22 protein-coding genes and 1 other annotated feature are annotated in these 23,938 nt (G+C 52.4%); of the genes, 6 read left to right on the top strand and 16 right to left on the bottom strand.

What is annotated here, in order from left to right; all coding sequences use genetic code 11:
- Positions 1-23: 23 nt before the first annotated feature.
- Positions 24-962, bottom strand: a complete 939-nt coding sequence (ribF, locus tag SJI19_RS20090) for a bifunctional riboflavin kinase/FAD synthetase (protein ID WP_323480043.1) — start codon at positions 960-962, stop codon at positions 24-26.
- A gap of 401 nt (positions 963-1,363) precedes the next feature.
- Here ribF and rpsT point away from each other — a divergent pair, with 401 nt between their 5' ends.
- Positions 1,364-1,627: a 30S ribosomal protein S20 gene (rpsT, locus tag SJI19_RS20085; RefSeq protein ID WP_162364018.1), complete on the top strand. Its 264-nt coding sequence runs from the start codon at positions 1,364-1,366 to the stop codon at positions 1,625-1,627.
- Between the two features lie 89 nt (positions 1,628-1,716).
- On the opposite strand, the gene nhaA is transcribed toward rpsT, so the two are convergent.
- The 6 genes from nhaA to tal form a co-directional block, all read right to left on the bottom strand.
- Positions 1,717-2,916, bottom strand: a complete 1,200-nt coding sequence (nhaA, locus tag SJI19_RS20080; RefSeq protein WP_323480042.1) for a Na+/H+ antiporter NhaA — start codon at positions 2,914-2,916, stop codon at positions 1,717-1,719.
- Positions 2,917-3,088: 172 nt separating this feature from the next.
- Entirely contained in the window at positions 3,089-4,222 is a 1,134-nt protein-coding gene (dnaJ, locus tag SJI19_RS20075) for a molecular chaperone DnaJ (protein WP_323480041.1), read from the bottom strand.
- Positions 4,223-4,330: 108 nt separating this feature from the next.
- On the bottom strand, positions 4,331-6,256 hold the full coding sequence (dnaK, locus tag SJI19_RS20070; protein WP_323480040.1) for a molecular chaperone DnaK: 1,926 nt from the start codon (positions 6,254-6,256) through the stop codon (positions 4,331-4,333).
- A 333-nt stretch (positions 6,257-6,589) separates the two neighbouring features.
- A complete protein-coding gene (locus SJI19_RS20065) occupies positions 6,590-7,906 on the bottom strand; it encodes an MFS transporter (protein ID WP_323480039.1) in 1,317 nt (438 codons plus the stop codon).
- A gap of 71 nt (positions 7,907-7,977) precedes the next feature.
- Positions 7,978-8,592 carry a molybdopterin adenylyltransferase gene (gene mog / locus SJI19_RS20060; protein WP_323480038.1) on the bottom strand — a complete coding sequence of 205 codons (615 nt, stop codon included), beginning with the start codon at positions 8,590-8,592 and terminating at the stop codon, positions 7,978-7,980.
- Positions 8,593-8,705: 113 nt separating this feature from the next.
- Positions 8,706-9,659 (bottom strand): transaldolase, encoded by a 954-nt coding sequence (gene tal, locus SJI19_RS20055; RefSeq protein ID WP_323480037.1) that lies wholly within the window; start codon positions 9,657-9,659, stop codon positions 8,706-8,708.
- Positions 9,660-9,918: 259 nt separating this feature from the next.
- On the opposite strand from tal, the gene SJI19_RS20050 reads away from it, so the two are divergent.
- Positions 9,919-10,101, top strand: coding sequence for a hypothetical protein (locus tag SJI19_RS20050; RefSeq protein WP_323480036.1), 183 nt, complete (start codon positions 9,919-9,921; stop codon positions 10,099-10,101).
- A gap of 116 nt (positions 10,102-10,217) precedes the next feature.
- A complete protein-coding gene (gene yaaA, locus SJI19_RS20045; RefSeq protein WP_323480035.1) occupies positions 10,218-10,994 on the top strand; it encodes a peroxide stress protein YaaA in 777 nt (258 codons plus the stop codon).
- Positions 10,995-11,184: 190 nt separating this feature from the next.
- On the opposite strand, the gene thrC is transcribed toward yaaA, so the two are convergent.
- The 5 genes from thrC to SJI19_RS20025 all read right to left on the bottom strand — a co-directional run bounded on the left by thrC (position 11,185) and on the right by SJI19_RS20025 (position 16,914).
- The gene (thrC, locus tag SJI19_RS20040) at positions 11,185-12,474 is read right to left on the bottom strand and encodes a threonine synthase (protein ID WP_323480034.1); all 1,290 of its coding nucleotides are present in this window, start codon (positions 12,472-12,474) and stop codon (positions 11,185-11,187) included.
- A gap of 3 nt (positions 12,475-12,477) precedes the next feature.
- Positions 12,478-13,407 (bottom strand): homoserine kinase, encoded by a 930-nt coding sequence (gene thrB, locus SJI19_RS20035; RefSeq protein ID WP_323480033.1) that lies wholly within the window; start codon positions 13,405-13,407, stop codon positions 12,478-12,480.
- Positions 13,408-13,411: 4 nt separating this feature from the next.
- Positions 13,412-15,871, bottom strand: coding sequence for a bifunctional aspartate kinase/homoserine dehydrogenase I (thrA, locus tag SJI19_RS20030; protein WP_323480032.1), 2,460 nt, complete (start codon positions 15,869-15,871; stop codon positions 13,412-13,414).
- 25 nt (positions 15,872-15,896) lie between these two features.
- Positions 15,897-16,013, bottom strand: a sequence feature (Thr leader region).
- On the bottom strand, positions 15,952-16,020 hold the full coding sequence (gene thrL / locus SJI19_RS24900) for a thr operon leader peptide (RefSeq protein WP_416347580.1): 69 nt from the start codon (positions 16,018-16,020) through the stop codon (positions 15,952-15,954). (Overlaps the previous feature by 62 nt.)
- A 201-nt stretch (positions 16,021-16,221) precedes the next feature.
- Positions 16,222-16,914 (bottom strand): tRNA/rRNA methyltransferase, encoded by a 693-nt coding sequence (locus tag SJI19_RS20025; RefSeq protein WP_323480031.1) that lies wholly within the window; start codon positions 16,912-16,914, stop codon positions 16,222-16,224.
- A 486-nt stretch (positions 16,915-17,400) separates the two neighbouring features.
- Between SJI19_RS20025 and arcA the strand changes: the two genes are divergently transcribed.
- Complete coding sequence (arcA, locus tag SJI19_RS20020; RefSeq protein WP_323480030.1) at positions 17,401-18,117, top strand: two-component system response regulator ArcA; 717 nt, start codon at positions 17,401-17,403, stop codon at positions 18,115-18,117.
- A gap of 53 nt (positions 18,118-18,170) precedes the next feature.
- On the opposite strand, the gene creA is transcribed toward arcA, so the two are convergent.
- Positions 18,171-18,656 (bottom strand): protein CreA, encoded by a 486-nt coding sequence (creA, locus tag SJI19_RS20015; RefSeq protein ID WP_323480029.1) that lies wholly within the window; start codon positions 18,654-18,656, stop codon positions 18,171-18,173.
- A gap of 205 nt (positions 18,657-18,861) precedes the next feature.
- Here creA and robA point away from each other — a divergent pair, with 205 nt between their 5' ends.
- A complete protein-coding gene (gene robA / locus SJI19_RS20010; protein ID WP_323480028.1) occupies positions 18,862-19,734 on the top strand; it encodes an MDR efflux pump AcrAB transcriptional activator RobA in 873 nt (290 codons plus the stop codon).
- On the opposite strand, the gene gpmB is transcribed toward robA, so the two are convergent.
- Positions 19,731-20,378: a 2,3-diphosphoglycerate-dependent phosphoglycerate mutase GpmB gene (gene gpmB, locus SJI19_RS20005; protein WP_323480027.1), complete on the bottom strand. Its 648-nt coding sequence runs from the start codon at positions 20,376-20,378 to the stop codon at positions 19,731-19,733. The two genes, robA and gpmB, sit on opposite strands and share 4 nt — an antisense overlap.
- 49 nt (positions 20,379-20,427) lie before the next feature.
- On the opposite strand from gpmB, the gene yjjX reads away from it, so the two are divergent.
- Entirely contained in the window at positions 20,428-20,964 is a 537-nt protein-coding gene (yjjX, locus tag SJI19_RS20000; RefSeq protein ID WP_323480026.1) for an inosine/xanthosine triphosphatase, read from the top strand.
- Here yjjX and trpR read toward each other — a convergent pair.
- Positions 20,961-21,281 (bottom strand): trp operon repressor, encoded by a 321-nt coding sequence (gene trpR / locus SJI19_RS19995; RefSeq protein WP_323480025.1) that lies wholly within the window; start codon positions 21,279-21,281, stop codon positions 20,961-20,963. The genes yjjX and trpR overlap by 4 nt on opposite strands.
- 120 nt (positions 21,282-21,401) lie before the next feature.
- The gene (gene sltY / locus SJI19_RS19990) at positions 21,402-23,330 is read right to left on the bottom strand and encodes a murein transglycosylase (protein ID WP_416347578.1); all 1,929 of its coding nucleotides are present in this window, start codon (positions 23,328-23,330) and stop codon (positions 21,402-21,404) included.
- Positions 23,331-23,938 lie beyond the last annotated feature (608 nt).

The following is a 23,938-nucleotide window of genomic DNA, read 5'->3' as shown; positions in this document are numbered from 1 at the left end:
GGTTCCGTTTTCGGTGAGAGAGTTTAAAGGGGGGCCGCCAGTCTGAAAAATTCCCGGCCTGCCACCGCATCATTCGTGATTTGCCGCTTCAACTCATCAAGGGAGGCAAACCGTTGTTCATTTCGTAATTTTGCGCGTACCACGACTTCTATGTGACAACCGTAGATATCCATTGCCACATCCAGCAAATGGACTTCGACGCGCTGGCGCAGCCCGGCGACCGTCGGACGGGTGCCGATATTCGCCACGCCCTCGATGGGTTGTGGGCCAAGCCCGTTCACCTCTACGGCGTAAACCCCGTTTATCGGGGCGGGGCGGCCCTTCAGCGAGACGTTAGCCGTAGGGAAACCCAGGGTGCGGCCAAGCTCATCACCATGCTCTACACGTCCTGAGATGCGATAAGGATGCCCCAGCAACATCTCGGCGACAACCAATTGATCGCTCGCCAGCGCTTCACGCACTGCGGTGCTGCTAATGCGTTTGCCGCCGGTCGCGTAGGTGGCGGTACTCATGACGTCAAATCCCGCCGCCGCGCCCATCTGTTGTAAAAAGGCAAAATCGCCCCGCCGCTGTGTACCAAAACGAAAATCATCACCGACGCAAAGAAACCGTACGCCAAGTTTCCTCACCAACAGGTCTGTGACAAAAGATTCGGCGCTAATGGCGGCAAACCGTACGTCAAAGGTGACGCATAGCACTACGTCGACCCCGGCCTCGGCCAGGTATTTAATTTTATCCCGCAGGCGAGTCAGCCGCGTGGGCGCGTCCCGGCCCGCAAAATGTTCCTGCGGCTGGGGTTCAAAAATCATCACCATTACCGGCAGGCCAAATTTACGGCCTTCGGTTTGCAATTGTGTAATCAACGCCTGGTGCCCACGATGAAAACCATCAAAATTGCCAATAGTAAGCACGCAACCGCAGTGACACGCCTGCAGGTTATGTAAACCGCGAATAAGTTTCATCAGCAGGCTCAAGACAGTGGAAATCGGCGGATTATACCTTGTACAGCAGATAAGGTTAACCCGCTAATCCAATCTTTGACAGTAACAGCGGAGAAAGTCATGGTTATTTTGCCCAACCGGGGGGTTTTAGACGGATTATGACGTGCCACAGGGTCAAATCCACGCCACCATGGCAGGAAACACCCTATCCAATATTTTCTTTCTGGCCGATACTCGCTTTTTTCGCGTCAAAGACTGTATTCCCGCGGCGTAAACTGGTAGAATCCTGCGCCATCACATTGTAACAAGCGTTGCGTAGTTAAGCGGCGCTTATTTGCACAAATCCATTGACAAAAGAAGGCCGAAAGGGCATATTCCTCGGCCTTTGAATTGTCTCATAGAACATGTTTGGGAGTTTGACCTTGGCTAATATCAAATCAGCTAAGAAACGCGCCGTACAGTCTGAGAAGCGTCGTCAGCACAATGCCAGCCGTCGCTCCATGATGCGTACCTTTATTAAAAAGGTATACGCCGCTATCGATGCAGGTGATAAAGATGCAGCGCAGAATGCTTTTTCTGCCATGCAGCCTATCGTGGACCGTCAAGCCAGTAAAGGTTTGATCCACAAAAACAAAGCAGCACGTCATAAATCAAATTTGACCGCGCGTATCAACGCAATGCAGTAACACCTGCCGCTTCGTTGGTTCTTTGCAAAAAGTACTTTGTTAAAAAAACCGGCTTTTGCCGGTTTTTTGTTGCGTGCTGTTTAAGCGGGTTATCGCGGTAGCGACGTTTTCAGCATCCAGTATCCCGACACCGCTGCCAATACCGAACCAATAAGAATGCCCAGCTTGGCCAGAGTGATACTGCCAGGATTGTCGCCGCCAAAAGCCAGACTGGCAAGAAAAATCGACATAGTAAAACCAATGCCGCACAGCAGCGAGACGGCGCTAATTTGCCTAAAGCTTACTCCGCCTGGTAACCGTGCCAATCCCAGTTTGATCGACAGTAAACAAAAAGTCAGAATACCCAATGGCTTGCCCAACACCAGCCCTAAAACTATGCCCATGGGAAGGATAGAAAACACATCATCCAGCGAATATCCCTGTAGTGCAACCCCAGCATTAGCAAACGCAAACAGCGGTAGAATCATGTAGATCACCCAGGGCTGAAGCTTATGTTCCAGCACCACTGCGGGAGAATGCCAGGTGTGCCGTGCAGCCCGGTTCTCGGGGAGAGTTGAGCCCTTTGGTGGCAAGCGCAATGGGATAAGCGCGCCAAGAACCACGCCAGCCAGTGTGGCATGGACACCCGACAGCAGTACCATGCCCCACAGCCCCGCGCCCACCAACAAGTACCAGCCGAGATGCCTGACGTTGCATCGATTCATCACCACCAGAGCTACAATGGCCGCTGCGGCACCCGCCAGCGCGAAAAACGAAAGGTCATGACTGTAGAACAGTGCGATGATAATAATGGCGCCCAAATCGTCGATTATTGCCAACGCGAGCAAAAACGTCTTCAAATTGGCCGGCACCCGACTGCCCAACAACGCCAATATGCCGAGCGCAAACGCGATATCCGTGGCGGTCGGGATTGCCCAGCCGACGTGGTAGCTGGGTTCGCGCCAATTGATCAACAAATAGATCAGCGCCGGGACAATCATTCCTCCCACCGCAGCAATGGCCGGGAAAGCCGCCTGACGGCGGGTGGCTAACGCCCCTTCCATTAATTCACGCTTCACCTCAAGGCCGATCATCAAAAAGAAAACCGCCATGAGCGCGTCGTTGATAAACAACAGTAGCGAGAACGACGCGCTATGTCCTGCCGTCGGTTCCTGCGGAAAATGGATCAAAGCTTCGTAGAAGGGCTGCGCCGGGCTATTGGCCATAACCAGGGCGATAAGCGCGGCGATGATCAATAAAACGCCGCCTGCGGCCTCATGCTGTAACCAGCGGCGAATAAATATAGTCAAAAGGCTGTCCTTCTTGTGCCAAAATAAATGGTAACAATATTGTGCGTGAAATTTAACCGTAGGTAAATAATAAGGCCATCATAAGAGCGATTAATTACTGGAAGGCGCTCGCAAAATGCAAAAATCCCCGGTGTGAGAACCGAGGATCAGTGTCATTGCGGCGAAATTGAAATTAACGGGTCAAATCGTCAAAAAATTTCTTTACCCCATCGAGAAAGCTTTTAGAGCGTGGGCTGTTTTGTTCACCGCTCGCCCCACCGAAACTCTCTTCCAATTCACGAAGTAATTGTCTTTGCTTTTCACCGAGCTTGACGGGGGTTTCCACTACCACCCGACAGAGCAAATCGCCCTGGCTGCCACCGCGCACCGACTTAACCCCTTTTCCTCGCATACGGAATAGTTTGCCTGTTTGCGTTTCAGCCGGCACTCGTAATTTGACCCGGCCATCGAGGGTCGGCACTTCAATCTCGCCCCCCAGCGCCGCCATGGCGAAGTTAATCGGCACTTCACAGAACAGGTTGTTCTCTTCACGTTCAAAGATGGGATGCTGGCGCACTTGTACCTGAACATACAAATCGCCGGATTGCGCACCCTGCTCCCCCGCTTCGCCTTCGCCAGTGAGGCGGATACGATCGCCAGTATCGACCCCGGCCGGAATCTTCACCGACAGCGTCTTGGACTTTTCTATCCGTCCATGACCATGGCACTTATGGCAAGGCTCTTTAATAATTTTGCCGTGCCCCTGACAGGTGGGGCAAGCTTGCTGCACCGCGAAAAACCCTTGGCGCATCTGCACTTGTCCCGAACCGTGACAGGTGGGACAGGTAATAGGCGACGTGCCAGCCTTGGCACCGCTGCCATGGCAAACCTCACATTCTTCTAAAGCCGGAATGAGGATCTCTTTGGTCACGCCACGAACCGCCTCCTCAAGGGTAAGCTCCATGTTGTAGCGCAGATCCGAACCGCGGCTTGCACGCTGACGGCGTCCGCCGCCAAAGATGTCGCCGAATACGTCACCAAAAATATCTGTGAAATCCGCGCCACCGGCAGCACCGCCACCGTAACCGCCACCCATGCCACCCTGCTCAAATGCCGCGTGGCCGTATTGGTCATAAGCTGCACGTTTTTGCGGATCGTTTAAAATTTCGTAGGCTTCTTTCGCCTCTTTGAATTTTGCTTCGGCACTCGCATCAGGGTTACGATCCGGGTGGTATTTCATCGCTAGGCGTTTATAAGCCTTTTTGATTTCACGCTCTTCCGCATCGTTGGGAATGCCCAAAACCGCATAATAGTCTGCTTTCGCCATTGTATTTTCCTGCCCTAAACATGCTTGCACGGGCGTAAGGTTTCCCCGACGCCCGTGCCTGTTGCCAGCCGCAATACTCTTTATCGGGGCTGTGCCCGCTCAGGGCGATTATTTTTTATCTTTAACTTCTTCAAATTCAGCATCGACGACATCGTCGTCTTTTTTGCTTTCGTCAGCAGTTGCTTCAGCACCAGCCTCAGCAGCACCGGCCTGAGCCGCCTGCTGCTGTGACACTTCCAACAATTTGCCGGAAACCTCGATCAGCGCCTGCATCTTGGCTTCGATCTCAGCCTTGTCTTCGCCTTTCAGCGCCGTTTCCAAGCCGCTGAGCGCAGTCTCAATGGCGGTCTTGTCCTCGGCGGGAAGTTTATCACCCGCTTCAGTCAGTTGCTTGCGGGTGCTATGCAGTTGATGATCGGCTTGGTTACGCGTCTGAACCAATTCTTCAAACTTACGATCCGCCTCGGCGTTAACCTCAGCTTCCCGCACCATTTTCTGAATTTCTTCTTCATTCAGGCCAGATGACGCCTTGATGGTGATTTTCTGCTCACGTCCGCTATTTTTGTCTTTAGCGGATACGTGCAAAATACCATCGGCGTCGATATCAAAGGTGACCTCGATCTGCGGGGTACCACGCATGGCAGGCGAAATGCCGTCCAGGTTGAACTGACCCAACGATTTATTATCCGCCGCACGTTTACGCTCACCCTGCAACACATGGATAGTCACTGCGCCTTGGTTATCTTCCGCCGTTGAGAACACCTGACTGTGTTTGGTCGGGATAGTGGTGTTTTTGCTGATAAGCGATGTCATGACACCACCCATGGTTTCAATACCCAGAGACAGTGGGCTGACGTCCAGCAGCAATACGTCTTTCACGTCACCGGCCAATACGCCACCCTGAACAGCCGCACCGATGGCTACTGCTTCATCAGGGTTAACGTCCTTACGCGGCTCCTTGCCAAAGAATTCGGTCACGGTTTTTTGCACCAGCGGCATACGGGTTTGGCCGCCAACCAGAATCACGTCCTTGATTTCATTGACCGACAGTCCGGCGTCTTTCAGCGCCATTTTCAGCGGATCCATGGTCCGTTTAACCAGGTCTTCGACCAAGGATTCCAGTTTGGCACGGGTAACCTTGATATTCATGTGTTTTGGACCGGAGGCATCCGCCGTGATGTACGGCAGGTTGACGTCGGTCTGTTGTGCAGAAGACAGCTCGATTTTGGCTTTTTCAGCGGATTCCTTCAAACGTTGCATGGCCAGCGGATCGTTGCGCAGGTCAATGCCCTGGTCTTTCTTGAATTCATCGACCAGGTAGTTGATCAACCGGCTGTCGAAGTCTTCACCACCCAAATGGGTGTCACCGTTGGTCGCCAGCACTTCAAAGGTTTTTTCACCGTCCACATCATCGATTTCGATGATGGAGATATCGAAGGTACCGCCACCCAAATCATAAACCGCGATGGTACGATTGCCGGTTTCTTTATCCAGGCCATAGGCCAGCGCAGCAGCGGTCGGTTCGTTGATAATACGTTTTACTTCCAGGCCCGCGATACGGCCGGCATCTTTGGTCGCCTGGCGTTGCGCATCGTTAAAATAGGCCGGTACGGTAATGACCGCTTCGGTTACCGGTTCACCCAGGTAATCTTCAGCCGTCTTTTTCATTTTTTTCAAAATTTCAGCAGAAACCTGCGGAGGCGCCATTTTTTGGCCCTTGATATCCAGCCAGGCGTCACCGTTGTCGGCTGCGACAATTTTATAAGGCATGATATTGGTATCACGCTGCACTTCCTCGTCCTGGAAACGACGGCCGATCAAGCGCTTGATCGCAAACAACGTATTTTGCGGGTTAGTGACGGACTGACGTTTAGCTGGCTGGCCTACCAGAATTTCACCGTCCTGGGTATAGGCAATAATTGAAGGAGTGGTACGATCGCCTTCACTGTTTTCCAGCACCCGTGGTTTGGAGCCTTCAATAATTGCGACACAAGAGTTGGTCGTACCCAAGTCGATACCAATAATTTTACCCATCTAAACATCTCCACTAAAGTCATATTCGTTGTGGTCGTAAACCTGATATGTGGCCGGCCAACTGTTTTTTCAAGCCACCGGCACCGTTTTGTTCGCAGGTTAAACAACGTTGGTTGCAAATAAGATGGGGCCAGCGCGCCGCGCATCAAGGGGTAGCGCGAAAAAAAAAACGAATTTTCGCCCCCACGCCGCAATAAAAGGCAAACGATTCGTTTAAAAACGTCCTATCTACTTGAATTAAAAACTATTAGCGATGTAATGTGCTGACGTTTCCAAAAAGCGACATTAAATTTCCATCGTGTCAAAATTTGGCTAACACGATAAAAACATCGCTTATGCGACGACTTTTGTCTGATGAGGGTGAACCCGTCGGTCTCGCAGACCTGAAGGCAAAAAAATACCGAGTACTACGCCCATCACCGAGAGCCCCAGCACATACCAGGCGGGGGCCATCGGCGTTGCCCGCATCAGCAGGGTAACCACGATCGGGGTTAACCCACCAAAAATGGCATAAGCAACATTATAAGAAAAGGAGATTCCGCTAAAACGCACGGCAGCGGGAAACGCATGCACCATAACATAAGGAACGCCACCCACGACGCCCACGCTTAATCCGGCCAGACCATAGGTGAGCAACAGTTGCAGTGGATGATAGGTTTGAGTGTGGTAAAACAACCAGCTAAACAGACCCAGCAACACGCAGCCAACCACCAGTGTTTTGCCAGCGCCCACACGGTCGATGACGGTGCCGGTGACCACACAACCGATGGCCAAGGCGATAATCGCCACACAGTTGGCGCGCAGAGCCATGGCGGGTGAAATGCCCAACTGCTGTTGCAGCCACAGTGGCGCCATCAGAATCACCACCACAATGCCGGCCGAGAGTAACCAGGTCAGCAGCATGGAAATCAGCACGGCAACTTTATGATTGAGCACCACGGATTTCAACGGAAATTCCTTGGCCAGTGCCTGTCGCGCCTGCATTTCGATAAACACCGGGGTTTCTTGCAGCCAACGCCGTAAATACATGGCCACCAGCCCGAACAGCCCCCCCAGTAGAAAGGGGATTCGCCATGCACCATTGATAAGCGTGTGTGGCATAAAAAAAACGTTCATTAAGGTCGCGACAAAAGAACCCAGCAGAATGCCGACGGTCAGACCCGCAGTTAGCGTGCCACAAGCAAAACCGATGCGCCGGGACGGCACATGCTCCGCCACAAACACCCAGGCGCCGGGGACTTCGCCGCCGATAGCCGCCCCTTGCAGAATCCGTAATAACAATAAGAGCAGCGGAGCGCTAATGCCAAGAGTGGCATAGGTCGGCAGCAGCCCCATCATTAATGTGGGTAGCGCCATAAGCAGGATCGACAGACTAAACATTTTTTTCCGTCCGACCTTGTCACCAAAGTGCGCCATGATTATACCGCCCAATGGTCTTGCCAGGTAACCGGCGGCAAAAATGCCGAACGTTTGCATTTGGCGTAGCCAATCAGGTAAATCCGGTGGGAAAAATAGCTTGCCGATCACCGCAGCAAAAAAAATGAAGATAATAAAATCGTAGAACTCCAACGCCCCACCCAACGCTGCCAAGGAGAGGGTTTTATAATCCTGTCGGTTTAAGCGACGCTGCGGATCGACTGATATATTCATTCGCGATAAGCCTGGAATAAAACAACGTATCAGGCATTGTAAAGATAAACGTACTTTGTGGAAACCTTTTTTCACACCCCCGAGGGTGGACAGGTTGCGCTCTTCGGCCGGAAAGCCTTAACCACCGCGGGGTCGGTGTCGACATAGGGCCCTTCCAATAGCTGGATACAATACGGCACACTGGCAAAAATACCGGTAACCAGCACGTTGCCTTGCCCATCTTTTACCCCTTCCAATGTCTCTTTAATCGCCCGCGGCTGTCCCGGCAAATTCAGAATTAACGCCTGCTTGCGGATCACAGCCGTCTGTCGCGAAAGAATGGCGGTTGGGACAAAATGCAGGCTGATCTGGCGCATCTGCTCACCAAATCCGGGCATTTCGCGATCACCCACGGCCAAGGTAGCGTCAGGTGTCACATCGCGACGGGCCGGCCCGGTGCCGCCGGTAGTCAGTACCAGGTGACAGCCGGTTTCATCGACGAGTTCACGTAGGGTTTGTTCAATCAGCGGCTGCTCATCAGGTACCAGGCGGGTCTCAAGCCGAAAAGGCGTGTTAAGCGCGCCAGTCAGCCATGATTCAAGTGCGGGAATGCCCAGATCCTGATATACGCCGTTGGCGGCGCGGTCGGATATTGACACCAGACCGATTCGGCATGTTTTGTCTCCGAGTAGGGAAAGGGTTTGCATGATAGACAGCCAGACTTCGCCATAGCGCTATCTGCAGGCGTTATTAACGAAAAGCGGCCCGGAGACCGGGCCGTTTAGGCAATAATAACATCTGTGCGTCAGCCGTGAACGGATTAGAGAAGATCTTTGATCATCGCTTCCAGCTTTTCCTGATCAACAGCAAACTTACGGATGCCGTCGGCCAGCTTATCCACCGCCATGGGGTCCTGGTTGTGTTGCCACAGGAATTCCGCTTCGGTCAGTTTGGCAGGACGGGCTTTAATGTCACCTGTATAGAAAAGTTTACGCTCGAGGGGACTTTCACTTTCAGCCAGCTCTTTGAGCAACGGCGGCGCGATGGTCAAACGATCGCAGCCAGCAAGCTCAACGATTTCCCCAATATTACGGAAACTGGCGCCCATGACCACGGTGTCGTAACCATGCGACTTGTAGTACTGGTAAATTTCCGTCACCGATATCACGCCGGGATCCTGCTCGGGGCTAAAGTCTTTCTGTGCGCCGTTGGCCTTGTGCCAATCGAGTATACGCCCGACAAAGGGTGAAATCAGATAAGCGCCAGCCTCGGCACAAGCGCGGGCCTGGGCGAAAGAAAACAGCAGGGTCAGGTTGCAATTAATACCGGATTTTTCCAGCCGTTCGGCGGCACGGATCCCCTGCCAGGTAGACGCCAACTTAATCAGAATATGATCGTTGGATATGCCGGCATCATTGTAAAGCTTAATCAGGCTTTCAGCTTTGGCAACACTTGCCTCGGTATCGTAGGACAGTCGGGCGTCAACCTCAGTGGAAACGCGTCCCGGCACCAATTTGAGGATCTCCAGGCCAATATTCACCGCCAGTTTATCGGTAGCGAGCTTGACCTGTTGCGCGGCATCGCGACTTTGTTCCTTTGCCCAGGCGACTGCCTGATCAATATACTTGCGGTATTCGGGAATTTGCGCTGCATTGAGAATTAAAGAAGGGTTGGTGGTTGCATCCTGCGGCTGATACAGTTTAATGGCGGTGATATCACCGGTATCGGCAACAACGGAAGTCATTTTGCGTAGGGCACTTAATTTATCTGTCATGATGGAATTTCTCGTTGTGAAGGGGGTGCATTTCCTATGGCGTTGCGCTGCCTTTTTCGATAATACCACGCGCGTTGCCCGGCGCAAGCGGACTGCCAGCGGATTAGCCCCCGCCGTGCGGCCGAGGACTATACCGCATTGCCAGGATAAAATTTTGTGAATGGGTTGTTGGCAAACGTTAATCGTAGCCAAACTACAATTAGTGACATAAATAGCTAAATTATTCCTGTTTGTCGATGATTTGTTATGGAACTTGGTATTGACTTACCTGCTGATTGGCACCGGCATTTGGTTCACCTGGCGCACGGGATTGATCCAAATCCGCCACTTCGGCCATCTATTTTCCATTTTCAACGGCTCTGGTCGAAATAATCGCGCTGGGAGTTCACCGTTCCTGGCGTTATGCACCTCGCTGGCAGCGCGTATTGGCTGCACGTCGTAGGTAAACTACTCACCTTTTATGCAGCACATTTCCCCGCGATTGCGGCCCAACTTTTTGCCGAAATTTGGGAATGGCCGCCAACGCGAAAATGACTTTAACAGACGGAACCGCACTTTATGTTAATCGTAATTTCACCCGCTAAAACGCTGGATTATACCACCCCGTTGGCCACCGAGCGTTATACCCAACCGGAGCTGTTGGCCCGCTCGGAACAACTCATCGCCCAGTGCCGACAATTCACTCCGACACAGTTGGCCAGTTTGATGGGTATCAGCGATAAGCTGGCCGATCTGAACGCGGCACGGTTCCAGTCATGGAACGCAACTTTTACCCCGGACAATGCACGCCAAGCGATCTTGGCGTTTAAAGGTGATGTGTATACCGGTCTGGCGGCTGATGATTTTAGCGAAGCCGATTTTGATTTTGCACAGCGCCACTTGCGCATGCTCTCCGGTCTGTATGGAGTACTGAGGCCGCTGGACCTGATGCAGCCCTACCGGTTAGAGATGGGCATCCGGCTCGCCAATTCGGCCGGTAGCGATTTGTATCACTTTTGGGGGTCTACATTAACGCAAAAACTCAACCAAGCGCTGGCCGCCCAAGGTGACGATCTGCTCATCAACTTGGCATCGCAGGAGTATTTCAACGCAGTGAAGGTCCATGAACTATCAGGCCGGGTGATTAAGCCCGTGTTTCTGGATGAAAAAAACGGCAAGTATAAAATCATCAGTTTTCATGCAAAAAAAGCACGCGGCATGATGAGCCGGTTTATTATTACCCAGAGGTTGGCACGGCCGGAGCAATTAACCGAGTTTAATGAGGGAGGCTACACGTTTGACCGCGCAGCCTCCACGCAAACGGAATGGGTTTTTAAACGGCCAGAGACATCATAGGAACAGCGTGATCCAATGATGTCAGGCCATACAGGTGGGTCCGCTTGGTTGACGCTTTGCGTTTGTCCGAGCGCCCCCTGGACCTGGCGCAACGCTGTCCAGCGGCAACGCCGACACCAGAGTGTGACATCGCCTTCTGCACGAACACATTGCCAGGGACAAGCGCCGCGCAAAATGGCCGGCGCCACGGTTAGGCAGGCAAATCCATTAACAGCGTGCGCAACTGCGAGAAGTCCGCAGGTAGATTGCGTGAAAGCAGCGGCAATCCGGCTCTCAGTGCCAGCGCTTTTGGTAACGGCAGGGATTGTTCCAAAATCTCATCCACCGTCTCCTTGAACTTGGCCGGGTGCGCGGTACCGAGGAACAAACCGAACTCGCCCGGCTGCAGCCCATCCCTTAGCAGTCGATAGGCAATCGCCGCGTGGGGCTCACAAATGTATCCCAGGGCCGCCAACTCCTTCATGGATTCACGGGTGAGACTGTCGTCCACACTGCCATAGCCCAGGTTCTCCAGGGACCACCCCTTGCGCCTGAACAACTCTTCCACCCGAGGCCAATTATTAGGCTGGCTAACATCCATGGCATTGGACAACGTGGCCACGGTGGGATTCGGCAACCATTCTCCGTTTGCCAGAAAACGCGGTACGGTATCATTGGCATTGGTGGCGGCAATAAATCTTTTTATCGGCAGGCCCAGTGACTTGGCCAGTAACCCGGCGGTCAGATCACCAAAGTTACCGCTTGGGACCGAGACCACCAGTTGATTACGCCGTTCTTGCGGCAGTTGAGCCACCGCCTCAAAGTAATAACAAATTTGCGCCAGCAGCCGGCTGATATTGATGGAGTTGGCGGAATTGAGTCCTAACTGGTGTTTGAGCTCTTCGTCGTCAAAAGCCTGTTTCACCAGCGCCTGGCAGCCATCAAAATCCCCATCGATAGCCACGGTATGAATATTGCCGCCCAAGGTGCAGAACAGTTTCTCCTGCAGCGGGCTGATTTTGCCACGTGGATAAAGGATCACCACGCGCACATTGTCCAGACCATAAAAGGCATGGGCCACAGCTGCGCCGGTATCGCCGGAAGTGGCAGTCAGAATGGTCACCGGTTGGCCTTTAGCCACTTCGGTGAGCAGCTGTGCCATCAAGCGGCCGCCAAAATCCTTAAACGCCAGGGTCGGGCCGTGGAATAACTCCAGCACTGAGATATCTTCGGCAACGGCAACCACCGGCGCCGGAAATTCAAATGCAGCCTTTACCCGCCGATAAAGGGTTTCCAGCGGCAGCTCATCCCCAATATACGCCGACAGGATACGCGCGCTGCGGGTGACCAGATCGAGATCCAACAACGCATCGATTTCGCTCGCGGAAAACTCAGGCAGGTCCATGGGGAAAAACAGCCCTTGCTGGCGGCCCAGACCTTGTTTGATCGCCTGCGCAAAGCTGACCTGCTCGTTATGATCCTTAATATTATACAATTTCATACGTTATCCCATCACTCGCGCGCCGGTAGTATCCAGGCGACAAATATGAACAAAACCTTCGGCATTTTGCAGGTAATGCTGCGTCAACCAGGAGGCAAGACGCTGCGCAGTATCTTCACGATCGCATACCGCAAACAACGTCGGTCCCGATCCGGAAATACCGCAGGCCAACGCGCCGATGGACGACGCGGCCTGGCGGGCGTCGACAAATCCCGGCAGCAATTTGGTTCGATACGGTTCGGCTATCACATCTTTCATCAATTTAGCCGCCAAGGCCGGCTGTTGGGTATGGCTGGCGTGAATAAAACCGGCCAGCAAACGGCCATGGTTGATGCAATCTTGCCGGCGATACTGGGCGGGCAAAATCGCCCGCGCCTCGGCGGTGGAGACCTTGATGCCGGGATATGCCATCACCCAGAGCCACTCACTAAAACTTGGGACCTGTTGGCTGATGATATTGCTTTCTTCCAACAGCAGTTGAATTCCGCCAAGATAGCAAGGTGCCACGTTATCATAATGAACGCCGCCTGAAATCCGCCCTTCCATCTCACCCATCAACCTGAGCATCTGGTTTTTATCCAGTGGGTATTCGCAATGGGCGTTCATCGCAAGCAACGCGGCGACCACCGAGCACGCGCTGGAACCAAGCCCAGAACCAATGGGCATATTTTTTTCCAGCCGCATGGCCACCGGAACGTTTTTATTTATCGCCTGGCAAAACCGTTCCCAGCATTGATAGACGATGTTTTGCCGGGGATTGGCCGGCAGCTTGTCGGCAAAATGACCGTCAATGCTCAAGCTGAATTCTGACGCAGCGTCCACCGTCACGCAATCACCCAGCAATGTTCCATCAATGGGCGATACCGCTGCGCCCAATACATCAAAACCCACGCCAACGTTGCCAATTGACGCCGGTGCATAAACCTTAACCATTATTTTAGACTCCCAACTTCCATGACAGCGTACGCAAGAGATCCGCAAATACGCCAGCGGCCGTCACATCATTACCGGCGCCATAACCGCGCAGCACCAACGGCAACGGCTGATAATAGCGCGTATAAAAAGCCAAGGCGTTCTCACCATCCTTCACTTTAAATAGCGGTTCGTTTCCGTCCACCGCCGCAATCTTAACCTGGCACTTGCCAGCCTCGATGCTGGCAACATAACGCAACACCTGGCCTCGATCGCGTGCAGCAGCAACCCTGGCGGAGAACGCGTCATCCAGGGATGGCAGCCGGGACATAAACGTCGGCACATCACCTTGCGCATCGAAGTCTGCGGGCAGCACCGGTTCAACGTCAACGTCGTCCAGTTCAAGCTGATAACCCGCTTCACGCGCCAGAATCAACAACTTACGCGCGACATCCATACCTGACAAGTCATCACGCGGGTCCGGTTCAGTATACCCCAACGCTTTAGCCGCCAAGGTTGCCGCCGACAACGACATACCTTCATCCAACTTGCCGAAAATATACGATAGCGATCCAGACAGAATACCGGAAAAACGCAGTAGTTCATCCCCGGCGTTCAAGAGATTTTGCAAATTTTCAATAACCGGTAAACCGGCACCCACGTTGGTATCATAAAGGAACTTGCGACGTGAGCTGGCGGCGGCGTTACGCATCTGCTGGTAGTAATGCATGGAGGCGGTATTGGCTTTCTTATTGGGCGTCACCACATGAAAACCATCCCCCAGGAAATCCGCATACTGATCAGCAATCGCCGCGCTGCTGGTGCAATCCACGATAACCGGATTCAGTAAATGGTACTCTTTTACCAGCCGAATCAAGCGCCCGAGGTTAAATCCGTCGGTGGCTTGTTCCAGTTCCTGCTGCCAGGTTTCTAACGAAATACCGTGTACATTGGTCAACAAGGCGCGGGAATTCGCGATACCGCATACGCGAAGATCGATATGTTTGGCTTTCAGCCAGTGATGCTGGCGGTGAATCTGTTCGATCAATGCCCCCCCGACGCCACCGGATCCGATGACAAACACTTCTATCACCTGATCGGTATTGAACAGCATTTGATGAGCAACCCGTACACCCGTGGTGGTGGCATCGTTATCCACCACTACCGAAATGGACCGCTCAGACGAACCCTGCGCAATGGCGATAATATTAATATTGGCGCGCGCCAGCGCTGCAAATAACTTGGCCGACAAACCGCGCTGGGTCCGCATGCCGTCACCGACCACCGAAATGATCGCCAACGTGCTGATGATATCGAGCGGTTCGAGCAACCCGTCTTTCAGTTCCAGATAAAATTCGTCTTCCAGCGCGTGACGAGCACCATCCAACTCGTGCTGTGGCACGCAAAAACTGATGCTGTATTCCGACGAGGACTGGGTAATCAACACCACCGAACTGCCCGCACGTGACATGGCGGCGAACACCCTGGCGGCCATACCGATCATGCCTTTCATTCCCGGCCCGGAAACATTAATCATCGCCATATTATTCAGATGGGTGATCCCTTTCACCGGATGTGCACCATCGGGTTCGCTTTGGCCAATCAACGTGCCGGGAGCCTGGGGATTTTCGGTGTTTTTGATCAAACAGGGAATTTGGAATTGAGCGATGGGCGCGATGGTCCGAGGATGAAGCACTTTCGCACCGAAATAAGACAACTCCATGGCCTCTTGGTAGGACATGGATTTCAGCAGACGGGCATCAGGGACCTGACGCGGGTCACAGGTATAAACCCCGTCAACATCGGTCCATATTTCACAACAGTCGGCGCGCAGACAAGCCGCCAATACCGCCGCAGAGTAATCCGAACCGTTGCGCCCGAGCACCACGAGCTCGCCTTTATCATTGCCGGCGGTAAAACCCGCCATCAAGATAATATGATCGTGGGGAATCGCGGCATCGTTGATCCGGCGGGTCGATTCCACGATATCCACCGCCGACTCAAGATAGTGGCCCTGGGCCAGGAGTTTCTCTACCGGATTGATGACCGTCACGGCAAAACCGCGCGCCAGAAAAACCGCTTCCATGATGGCAATGGACAGTTTTTCCCCCCGGCAGATTATTGCGGCGTTAATGCTATCGGGGCACTGTTTAAGTAAGGTAATACCGTGCAGCAGTTGCTTAAGCTGGGAAAATTCCAGAGATACCAAGGAACGCAGCCCAGCATAATCAAAACCCGGCTGCGATTGTGCCAACCCCTGTAACAGATCCGAGAAAATACGCTCGGCGTCATTCATCGTGGGCAGAATATCCATACCGGCTAAGGTTTTTTCAATCATCAATACCAGGTGGTTAGTGATTTTTGCCGGTGCGGAAAGCACAGCGGCCACTTGCCCCTGGCCGGTATTGCTTTCAATGATATCGGCCACACGAATGAAACGTTCAGCATTGGCAACCGAGGTACCCCCGAATTTAAGTACTCGCATTTTTTTCATCTCCTGTTTTTAAGCTTAAAAAAAAGCCCGCACGGTTTAGGTGCGGGCTTTTTTTTGTTTATCTGTATGCGTCAGCCCGCACCGCTACTGGTAGTATCGGTGAAGGTAATAATAATGGTGTTCAGGCTGAAAAAACGCATGTCTTGAAAAATCTATATTATTTTCTAATAGCTTACTGGTAAAGCAATTGAGAGAGAAAGTCAATATTATTTTGTTTTAGATGCTTTTTTGTACAATTCAAAATGCACTATATTTTCCGGCAGTGAACGATGACAACCTGGCCATAACCCTCACAATAGCCAAATATGCAGTCATAAACACTATTAATACACATTTAGTCGCTATTTTTTTACGGTGAGTGCTTTTTCAATGTCGTGCAACAATGTATGCAGCATTGCAGTATCCCGCGCGGTCGCTAATCCCAGCCGTTGATGCAACCAATCGGTCAGTTTTTGGTCACCAGTGACATTAAGTCGATCAAATAATTGATCAAAACGCTGCCGTAACGCATCCAGCTGGCCGGGCATGGCCGGCGCATGTTCACGATGAGCAAGCTGATTTAATGCTGCTAATTGGTAGCAATACACCATCACGGCTTGTCCCAAATTAAGTGAAGGGTATACCGCCTGCATCGGTACACCGGTCAACATATCCGCCAGTGCCATCTCCTCGTTGGTCAGGCCACTATCCTCGCGGCCAAACACCAATGCCGCCTGATCAATCCACTGCTGTTTCTCTTGCAACTGTGGTAGTAGTTGCTCGGCACTACAGTAATAGTGAAACCTGGCGCGGTGGCGCGCGGTGGTGGCCACGGTAAAGTCCATATCATCTAGCGCGTCAGCCAGGGTGGGGTAATAAACGGCGCGGGCGAGGATATCGGTGGCACCATGGGCAACGCGCACCGCAGCCGGGTCCTGGTGCGCCAGACTGTCGACAATGCGCAACGAGCCGAACCCCATGGTCTTCATGGCGCGGGCAGCGGCGCCGACGTTTTCTGGCCGAGCGGGTGAAACAAGGACAATATGTAGCTGCATGACAATTCTCGGTTAACACGGGATGGCAAATCAAGCGCAGTCCTGCAATGGCCCAACGCCGTCACGATATTACCACCTTTCGAACCGATTTTTTACTGGTGTAAATGTGTCGCTGAATCGATGGCATTTGCCAGCAAAATATGCAAAATATGCTGGTATTTAAGGCAGTTCCCATAATTAAGCACTGCCAAGGTGGTTAATTTGATATATGTCAGCAAAATGAAATTTTCTTGAGTGGCAAAATCGGTTCGCGCTGTTATAGTGTTGTTAATAAGGGTAAGCTATACGGTATTTCAGCATGAGAAAAAGCGCCCCAGAATCCGGTCAGCGGTGCCATCGTTATCCGTAATGCATCACCTGGAGCACATTTATGTACTTTAGCCTCATAGGCTTCGGGGTAAAAATACCTTCCCCGGGCGACGTTGCAGATAACCGCGGCTTTGGTACTTTCCCTTTCAATTTTGTCAGTAATTTTAGGTAGCAAACATGCAGACCCCGCACATTCTTATTGTTGAAGACGAGTCAGTTACCCGCAATACCCTCAAGAGCATTTTTGAAGCTGAGGGTTACATGGTTCATGAAGCCATTGATGGTGCTGAGATGCACCAAATCTTATCGGAAAACGATATCAACCTGGTGATTATGGACATTAACCTGCCAGGTAAAAATGGATTGTTGCTGGCTCGGGAATTACGCGAGCACGCAAGCGTGGCGCTGATGTTTTTGACTGGCCGCGATAATGAAGTGGATAAAATTCTCGGTCTTGAAATCGGTGCCGACGACTACATTACCAAACCCTTTAACCCGCGCGAATTAACCATTCGTGCGCGCAATCTGCTGTCCCGCACCATGAATCTGGGCAGTGGTGGTGAAGAGCGTAAGCTGGTTGAAAGCTATAAATTCAACGGATGGGAGTTGGATATCAACAGCCGTTCCCTACTGAGCCCGGCGGGTGATCACTATAAGCTGCCGCGCAGCGAGTTCCGCGCGATGTTGCATTTTTGTGAAAACCCCGGCAAAATACAGTCACGAGCAGAGCTGCTGAAAAAAATGACCGGCCGTGAGCTCAAAGCGCATGACCGTACCGTTGATGTGACTATCCGTCGGATTCGTAAGCATTTTGAGGCGACTCCCGATACCCCGGAAATTATCGCGACCATTCATGGTGAAGGCTATCGTTTCTGCGGTGATCTGGAAGAGTAAAACCCTATGGCCCGACGCCCATAAGGGCGCTCGGGTTGTGTTACCCCCCGCTCTTACTGACGCTCGGCGGTCCAGGGCATAATCGGCACCGCGCTCAGGGCGTTTTTCGGCGACCCTTCCACCACCCGGTCAGAATACGATAGATAAACCAGCGCGTTGCGTTTTTCATCATAAAAACGCACCACCTGTAACCGTTTGAAAACCAAAGAAGTCCGTTTCTCGAATACCACGGTGCCACGTTGCTTAGCGTTTTTAATCTTGTCAGTTAACGTAATGGGCCCTACCTGATGGCAGGAAATAGCCGCATCGGCGGTATCCTCGGCCAAACCAAGGGCACCTTTGATGCCTCCGGTTTTAGCCCGACTGAGGTAGCAGGTGACATTTTGAACATCCGGATCGTCAAAGGCTTCTACCACAATTTTATGGTCGGGTCCAAACAGCTTGAATACCGTATCCACCGAGCCAACCTCCTCAGCGTGCACGGTAGCACCGGCGGCCAGTAGGCTTAAAAATAGGGCAGAACATATTATCTTTTTCATGAATGTGGGCGTCTTCTTAGGAATGGCAACTTGCCGCTGGCAATACCCCCATGGGACATCATGATGGAGGCATTACCGATGATGGATTACTGCTATCATGTCAGGTATTAATTAGCTAATAAATCTTTGTCGGTCTGACTGCAAAAAATTGCTATCATGCGTCAACTTTTTTTAATGTGCTCCAAACGCTCTCTGAGGATGATCTATGGATCAAGCCGGTATAATTCGTGATCTGTTAAGCTGGGTGGAAGGACATTTGGACCAGCCCTTGTCTCTTGACAACGTTGCAGCAAAAGCGGGCTACTCCAAGTGGCATTTGCAGCGAATGTTCAAAGAGGTGACAGGCCATGCCATCGGTGCGTATATCAGGGCCCGCAGATTATCCAAAGCGGCCGTGGCGTTACGTTTAACCAGCCGACCCATTCTGGATATTGCCTTGCAATATCGTTTCGATTCGCAACAAACTTTTACCCGGGCGTTCAAAAAACAATTTTCCCAGACACCAGCATTGTATCGCCGTTCGCAAGAGTGGGATTCCTCCGGGGTTCGCCCACCGATAAGATTGGAAAAATGGAGCGTCCCGCAACCGGAATTCGTCACCTTACCACTGCGGCACCTGGTTGGGTTGACCCAGAGCTACTCTTGCACCTTGGAACAAATCAGCAGCTTTCGCAGCGAAATGCGCATACAGTTCTGGCACCAGTATCTGGGCGAGGTAAAATGCATTCCGCTGGTTCTCTACGGCTTGAATGATAGCCGGCCGAGTCAGGAGAAAGATGATGAGCAGGAGATTCTTTACACCACAGCAATCGATCCCCAAGATGCACCGGAGAATATACCGAACGGACAACCTATTGATCTTGCTGGCGGAGAATACGCCCAGTTTGTTTACCAGGGTCCATCCGACGGGTTGCAAAACTTTATTCTGTCCTTGTACGGCACCTGTCTGCCAATGTTGAAACTGACCCGCCGTCAGGGGCATGATATTGAGCAGTTTTATCCAGATAAACAAAGGCTTGACCCGCCGTCACCTCACTCCATTATTCGTTGTGAGTACTTAATTCCGGTGCGCCGCTAACGCTGAATTTCATCTAATGCGGGCATATCCAAATGCGAGGTTTCGCCCGCAGTTTCCACCACCCAGCCCGAAGCCAGCCACGGGCTCTGCTGGTAATCCATGCGTGATAGAGAACAGTTGCGTAACCGTAAACGGCGCTCGGCATAGGGTGGGAGTCCCAGCACGGAACTGATCAGGCATCCCAAGGCCATACCATGGCTAACCAATAGCGGGATACTGCCAGCGGGTAACGCGCGGCAGCGATCCAGCGCCTCCTGCATGCGCAAGGACAGTTCGGTCATGGACTCACCCTGCGGGATGCGACCACCCGGTGTTCCGTCCACCAGCTGCTTGCGCCAGCTTTCCTCTTCCTCGGTCAGGGTATCAATATCACGCATTTCGAGGATCCCCATATCCAGTTCGCGCAGGCGAGGATCGGTTATCACCTCGCAACGGCATACTCGGGCGATAATGTCGGCCGTATGGCGTGTACGACCAAGGTCGCTACTGATAATATGGGTAATACCTAATTGCTTTACGCGTTCTGCGACTTGTTGTGCCTGGCGTTGACCTTTGGCGGTTAATGCGCTATCGGATTGCCCTTGAATTCGACGCAAGGCATTCCATTCTGTTTCGCCATGGCGAACAAGATAGACCTGTAACATGGTTGTTTTCCGTTATACTGCGTGAAAATGACTGGAGTGATAAAACACTATGTATGACGTTGTTGCTGCTACTACCAACCCAGCTAAAATTGATGCTATCAGCCGGGCGTTTAATGATACTTACGGACCGGACAGTTGCCGCGTCGTGGGTATAGATGTCGACAGCGGTGTTCCCTCTCAGCCTATGGGTGACGTTCAAACGCGCAGCGGAGCACGCAACCGGGTCATGGCGGCGCGCCAAGTGAGTCCGGAGGCAGATTTCTGGGTCGGGGTGGAAGCCGGTATAGAAGATAATATGACCTTTGCCTGGATGGTTATCGAAAATACTCATTTGCGCGGTGAATCACGCTCTGCGAGCTTAATATTACCAGAAAGTATATTGCAAGGAATCACTGCAGGCAGGGAATTAGGGCAAGAAATGGCGAAATTAACCGGAATTAACGATATTAAACGTCAAGGTGGTGCCATTGGCGTGTTTACCGCTGGCAAACTCACCCGCAGCAGCGTCTATCACCAGGCGCTGTTATTGGCGCTGGTGCCATTCAATAACAGCATCTACCAGACCAACCGTCCGCAAGGAAATTAATCCGGCAACTGCTTTAAATGCTGTTCCAACCACAATTTAAGTTCCACAGGAGCGGCTTTGAGGCTATTGGAACCGCGGGTAATGGTCGCGATGCCGGTGCCCAGCGTCGTTTTCAATTCACGCTGACTCACCTCACCATCGAGCAACGCCCGGATAATACGAATGCGGGTGCCGATGGCGTCTCGTTCATCCGACGTCAGCATCAACTGCAGTAACGGTACGTGCAGGCCATCGGTAAACGCCTGCCCTAATAACGCGGCAAAATGTTGCCAATCCTGTTCGGACCGATCGGTAGCGGGAATTGAACCGTCATTCATAATAGACCTTAAATAATTCACGTCGCAGGAAGGCCAACGCGGCTGCAACGTGAAGTATGACGGGTATAGACCGCCATACCTATTGACTAGTACAACGAGTCTACCCTATTTCGCGTGGATTCAGTAGCTCCGCTGCCACTCCGCATCCGTTAGAAGTTTCGCCGGTTGCCGCAGGAAATAGCGATAAAATACGTCGTAAGCCAACACATTTTTCACATAACCCCGGGTTTCGGAAAAAGGAATGCTTTCAATAAAAGCGACCGGATCTACGCGCCCGGCGCTATTGGCAAGCCACGTAGTCACCCGCCCTGGCCCAGCATTATAGGCAATACTTGAGAGAATACGGTTGCGGCCAAACATCTGGTAGACGTATTCCAGATACGAGGTCCCCAACGCAATATTGGTTTGCGGGTCCAATAGCTGACTGGGATTGGTATAGCTGGCAATATTAAACATCTCGGCAGTGTGTTTGGCGGTAAGGGGCATCAATTGCATCAACCCCGCCGCGCCTACCGGAGACTGTGCTTGGGGATTCCAGGCGCTCTCCTGACGGGCGATCGCCATGGCGTAACTTTGGCTGATGCCTTTATCCGCCGTTTCCTGGCGAAACACATCAGGCCAGGCGAGTGGGAACCGCTCTTCGAGATGATCCCATAACTTGGCGACAATGGTTGTCTGCACACTCAAATCAGCCCACTTTTGCTCAAACGCGTAACGGGCCAACGCTTCCTGCTGTGGCCGACTGAGACTCGCCACCAAACCGTTCCATTCGTTGCGCGCCTGGTTATCGAAGTTCCAATACATCAGTTCCCGCACCCTGGCTATTTCCGGACGAAGGGTGAGATCCGACGTCGGCTGCGCCGACTTCACTACGTTGAGCACATAATTTACATTGAGCTTCTGCGCCGCCACCATGGGATAAAATCCACGGCCTTGCATCAGATCGCGCAATATCGCCTCGCCTTCGTTTTTCCTGCCTTTATCAATGAGCAGCACGGCACGCCAATAGCGCCACTCATCTTTTTGTTTCGCCTCTTCCGGCAGTCGATCCAGCCAGGCGGCAAGGCCCTGGCGATCACCTTGCCCCAATGCCATTCGAATGCGCCGTTCGATCAATGACGTCGAATGGCCGTTTAAGATGACATTATCGCGCCAGGTCGCCTGCTCAGGAGTGGCATCGGTGCCCATCAGCCGCCAGGCTATGCTCTCTTGTAACTCCAGACGTTCGCTGTCGCTCATGTGCTGGAGCCTGACCACGGTGGGTAGCAGGGCGCGGGCATTTTCTACATTATCCCGCGCCAGGCGTGCAAAGGCGCTAATCGCAGCTTGGCGGGTGAGGTCGGTGGGGCCGACGCTGCGGGCGAACGCGTCAAGGGTAGCGGGATTGTCCTGCAATGCCGCCAGCGCGTTGCCCATGGTCTGATATTCAGTGGGCAATTGTTTGGACAGATAATTAACCAGGCCGGTATTACCTTCTTTCATCGCCAGCAGCATACGCTGAAGGATTGCCAGCGGCCCGCGCTGACCTGCCTGTTCCCAAACACCAAATAATTTATTGCAGCTCTCGGGCAGCGAGTGACCATTGAGCCAAATCTTCTGCGCCCCATCCCAGGCGACCTGCTGCTGACCGGTAGCCCATTTAGCATAATAGAAGTTACAGCGCGCAGAGACCGGTTTTGGCGGCTGAGGACTGAAAACCAGCAGACTTTGCCAGTCTTGGCGCCGGGCCAATTCGTTAACGAACCGCGAGGCAAGTGAACGTGCCGGTGGCAGCGTTGGATTCGCGTTGATAAAGGCGTTAACCTGCGCCATATCGACCAGCGAAAGATCCTGCGACAACTGACGATATTCCAAATAAGGATAAAGTGGGTAGTCGCGTAGCGTCGGCATCAACTGCGCCACCACATCCATGCGGTTGTTGTCCCAGGCCTGCTTGATTTGCTGATAACGCTGACGCTGCGCATCAATTGAATCCGCATGCACGAGGCCACTCACGGCGAGTAAGCAGATTACCGCGCTTGCGTTTCGCCATCTGTACACCTTAACCATATCGCCCCTATCTTCAACCTAATAACGTGATTGTCCGCCCCGTCCAAATCTGAGGGCAGCTCGCAAGCCATGGTATCATATCCCTCTGCGTCCATCATGCGGGGGGGCATCCGGCAAACATATCCTAACGCAACGGGCACTGGATTAACGCAACAAGTGCAACACCCACCCGGTATCATTTTCTATCGGCGTGCGTCCGCCAAGAACCTTTCTGGGCATCATATTCAATCGTCACTCCATCTCTCGAATATCCTGCTCTTTCAGGCCACCTAACGCCCTCTTTTTGGGCCACTTACGCCGCAGCATCCAGCCCAACCGGCCAGACGCGTTATGTCCATAGCTTGTTGCCATCCATATTATAGACTGTCAAGATTATAAGGACCTCATGGATCCATTTGTACTGTATCACTCAGGCTCCCAGAGTAGGTAGGGACTACCAATTACCATACGGATACACTTTCCCCTTAATAAAGTCAGGTGTATCACCGTAATATTTATATCCATTAGGGTGCTGGGTTATTCCTTTGCAAATCACTAATTGATCGCCGGATAACGTCTTCAGGACTGACGGTGTTACGCGGTAATTAGGCTCAAATCCTATGCCCCGA

It is taken from the genome of Acerihabitans sp. TG2, assembly GCF_035013185.1.
GTDB lineage: Bacteria > Pseudomonadota > Gammaproteobacteria > Enterobacterales > Enterobacteriaceae > Acerihabitans.
Note: the sequence above shows the minus strand (reverse complement) of the source record. Positions and strands in the feature narration are given on the sequence as shown.

Coding starts and splice junctions, on each gene's coding strand:
- ribF (WP_323480043.1), bottom strand. CDS start 962: ATGAAACTTATTCGCGGTTTACATAACCTGCAGGCGTGTCACTGCGGT.
- dnaJ (WP_323480041.1), bottom strand. CDS start 4,222: ATGGCGAAAGCAGACTATTATGCGGTTTTGGGCATTCCCAACGATGCG.
- dnaK (WP_323480040.1), bottom strand. CDS start 6,256: ATGGGTAAAATTATTGGTATCGACTTGGGTACGACCAACTCTTGTGTC.
- SJI19_RS20065 (WP_323480039.1), bottom strand. CDS start 7,906: ATGAATATATCAGTCGATCCGCAGCGTCGCTTAAACCGACAGGATTAT.
- mog (WP_323480038.1), bottom strand. CDS start 8,592: ATGCAAACCCTTTCCCTACTCGGAGACAAAACATGCCGAATCGGTCTG.
- tal (WP_323480037.1), bottom strand. CDS start 9,659: ATGACAGATAAATTAAGTGCCCTACGCAAAATGACTTCCGTTGTTGCC.
- yaaA (WP_323480035.1), top strand. CDS start 10,218: ATGTTAATCGTAATTTCACCCGCTAAAACGCTGGATTATACCACCCCG.
- thrC (WP_323480034.1), bottom strand. CDS start 12,474: ATGAAATTGTATAATATTAAGGATCATAACGAGCAGGTCAGCTTTGCG.
- thrB (WP_323480033.1), bottom strand. CDS start 13,407: ATGGTTAAGGTTTATGCACCGGCGTCAATTGGCAACGTTGGCGTGGGT.
- thrA (WP_323480032.1), bottom strand. CDS start 15,871: ATGCGAGTACTTAAATTCGGGGGTACCTCGGTTGCCAATGCTGAACGT.
- SJI19_RS20025 (WP_323480031.1), bottom strand. CDS start 16,914: ATGCAGCTACATATTGTCCTTGTTTCACCCGCTCGGCCAGAAAACGTC.
- arcA (WP_323480030.1), top strand. CDS start 17,401: ATGCAGACCCCGCACATTCTTATTGTTGAAGACGAGTCAGTTACCCGC.
- creA (WP_323480029.1), bottom strand. CDS start 18,656: ATGAAAAAGATAATATGTTCTGCCCTATTTTTAAGCCTACTGGCCGCC.
- robA (WP_323480028.1), top strand. CDS start 18,862: ATGGATCAAGCCGGTATAATTCGTGATCTGTTAAGCTGGGTGGAAGGA.
- gpmB (WP_323480027.1), bottom strand. CDS start 20,378: ATGTTACAGGTCTATCTTGTTCGCCATGGCGAAACAGAATGGAATGCC.
- yjjX (WP_323480026.1), top strand. CDS start 20,428: ATGTATGACGTTGTTGCTGCTACTACCAACCCAGCTAAAATTGATGCT.
- trpR (WP_323480025.1), bottom strand. CDS start 21,281: ATGAATGACGGTTCAATTCCCGCTACCGATCGGTCCGAACAGGATTGG.
- sltY (WP_416347578.1), bottom strand. CDS start 23,330: ATGGTTAAGGTGTACAGATGGCGAAACGCAAGCGCGGTAATCTGCTTA.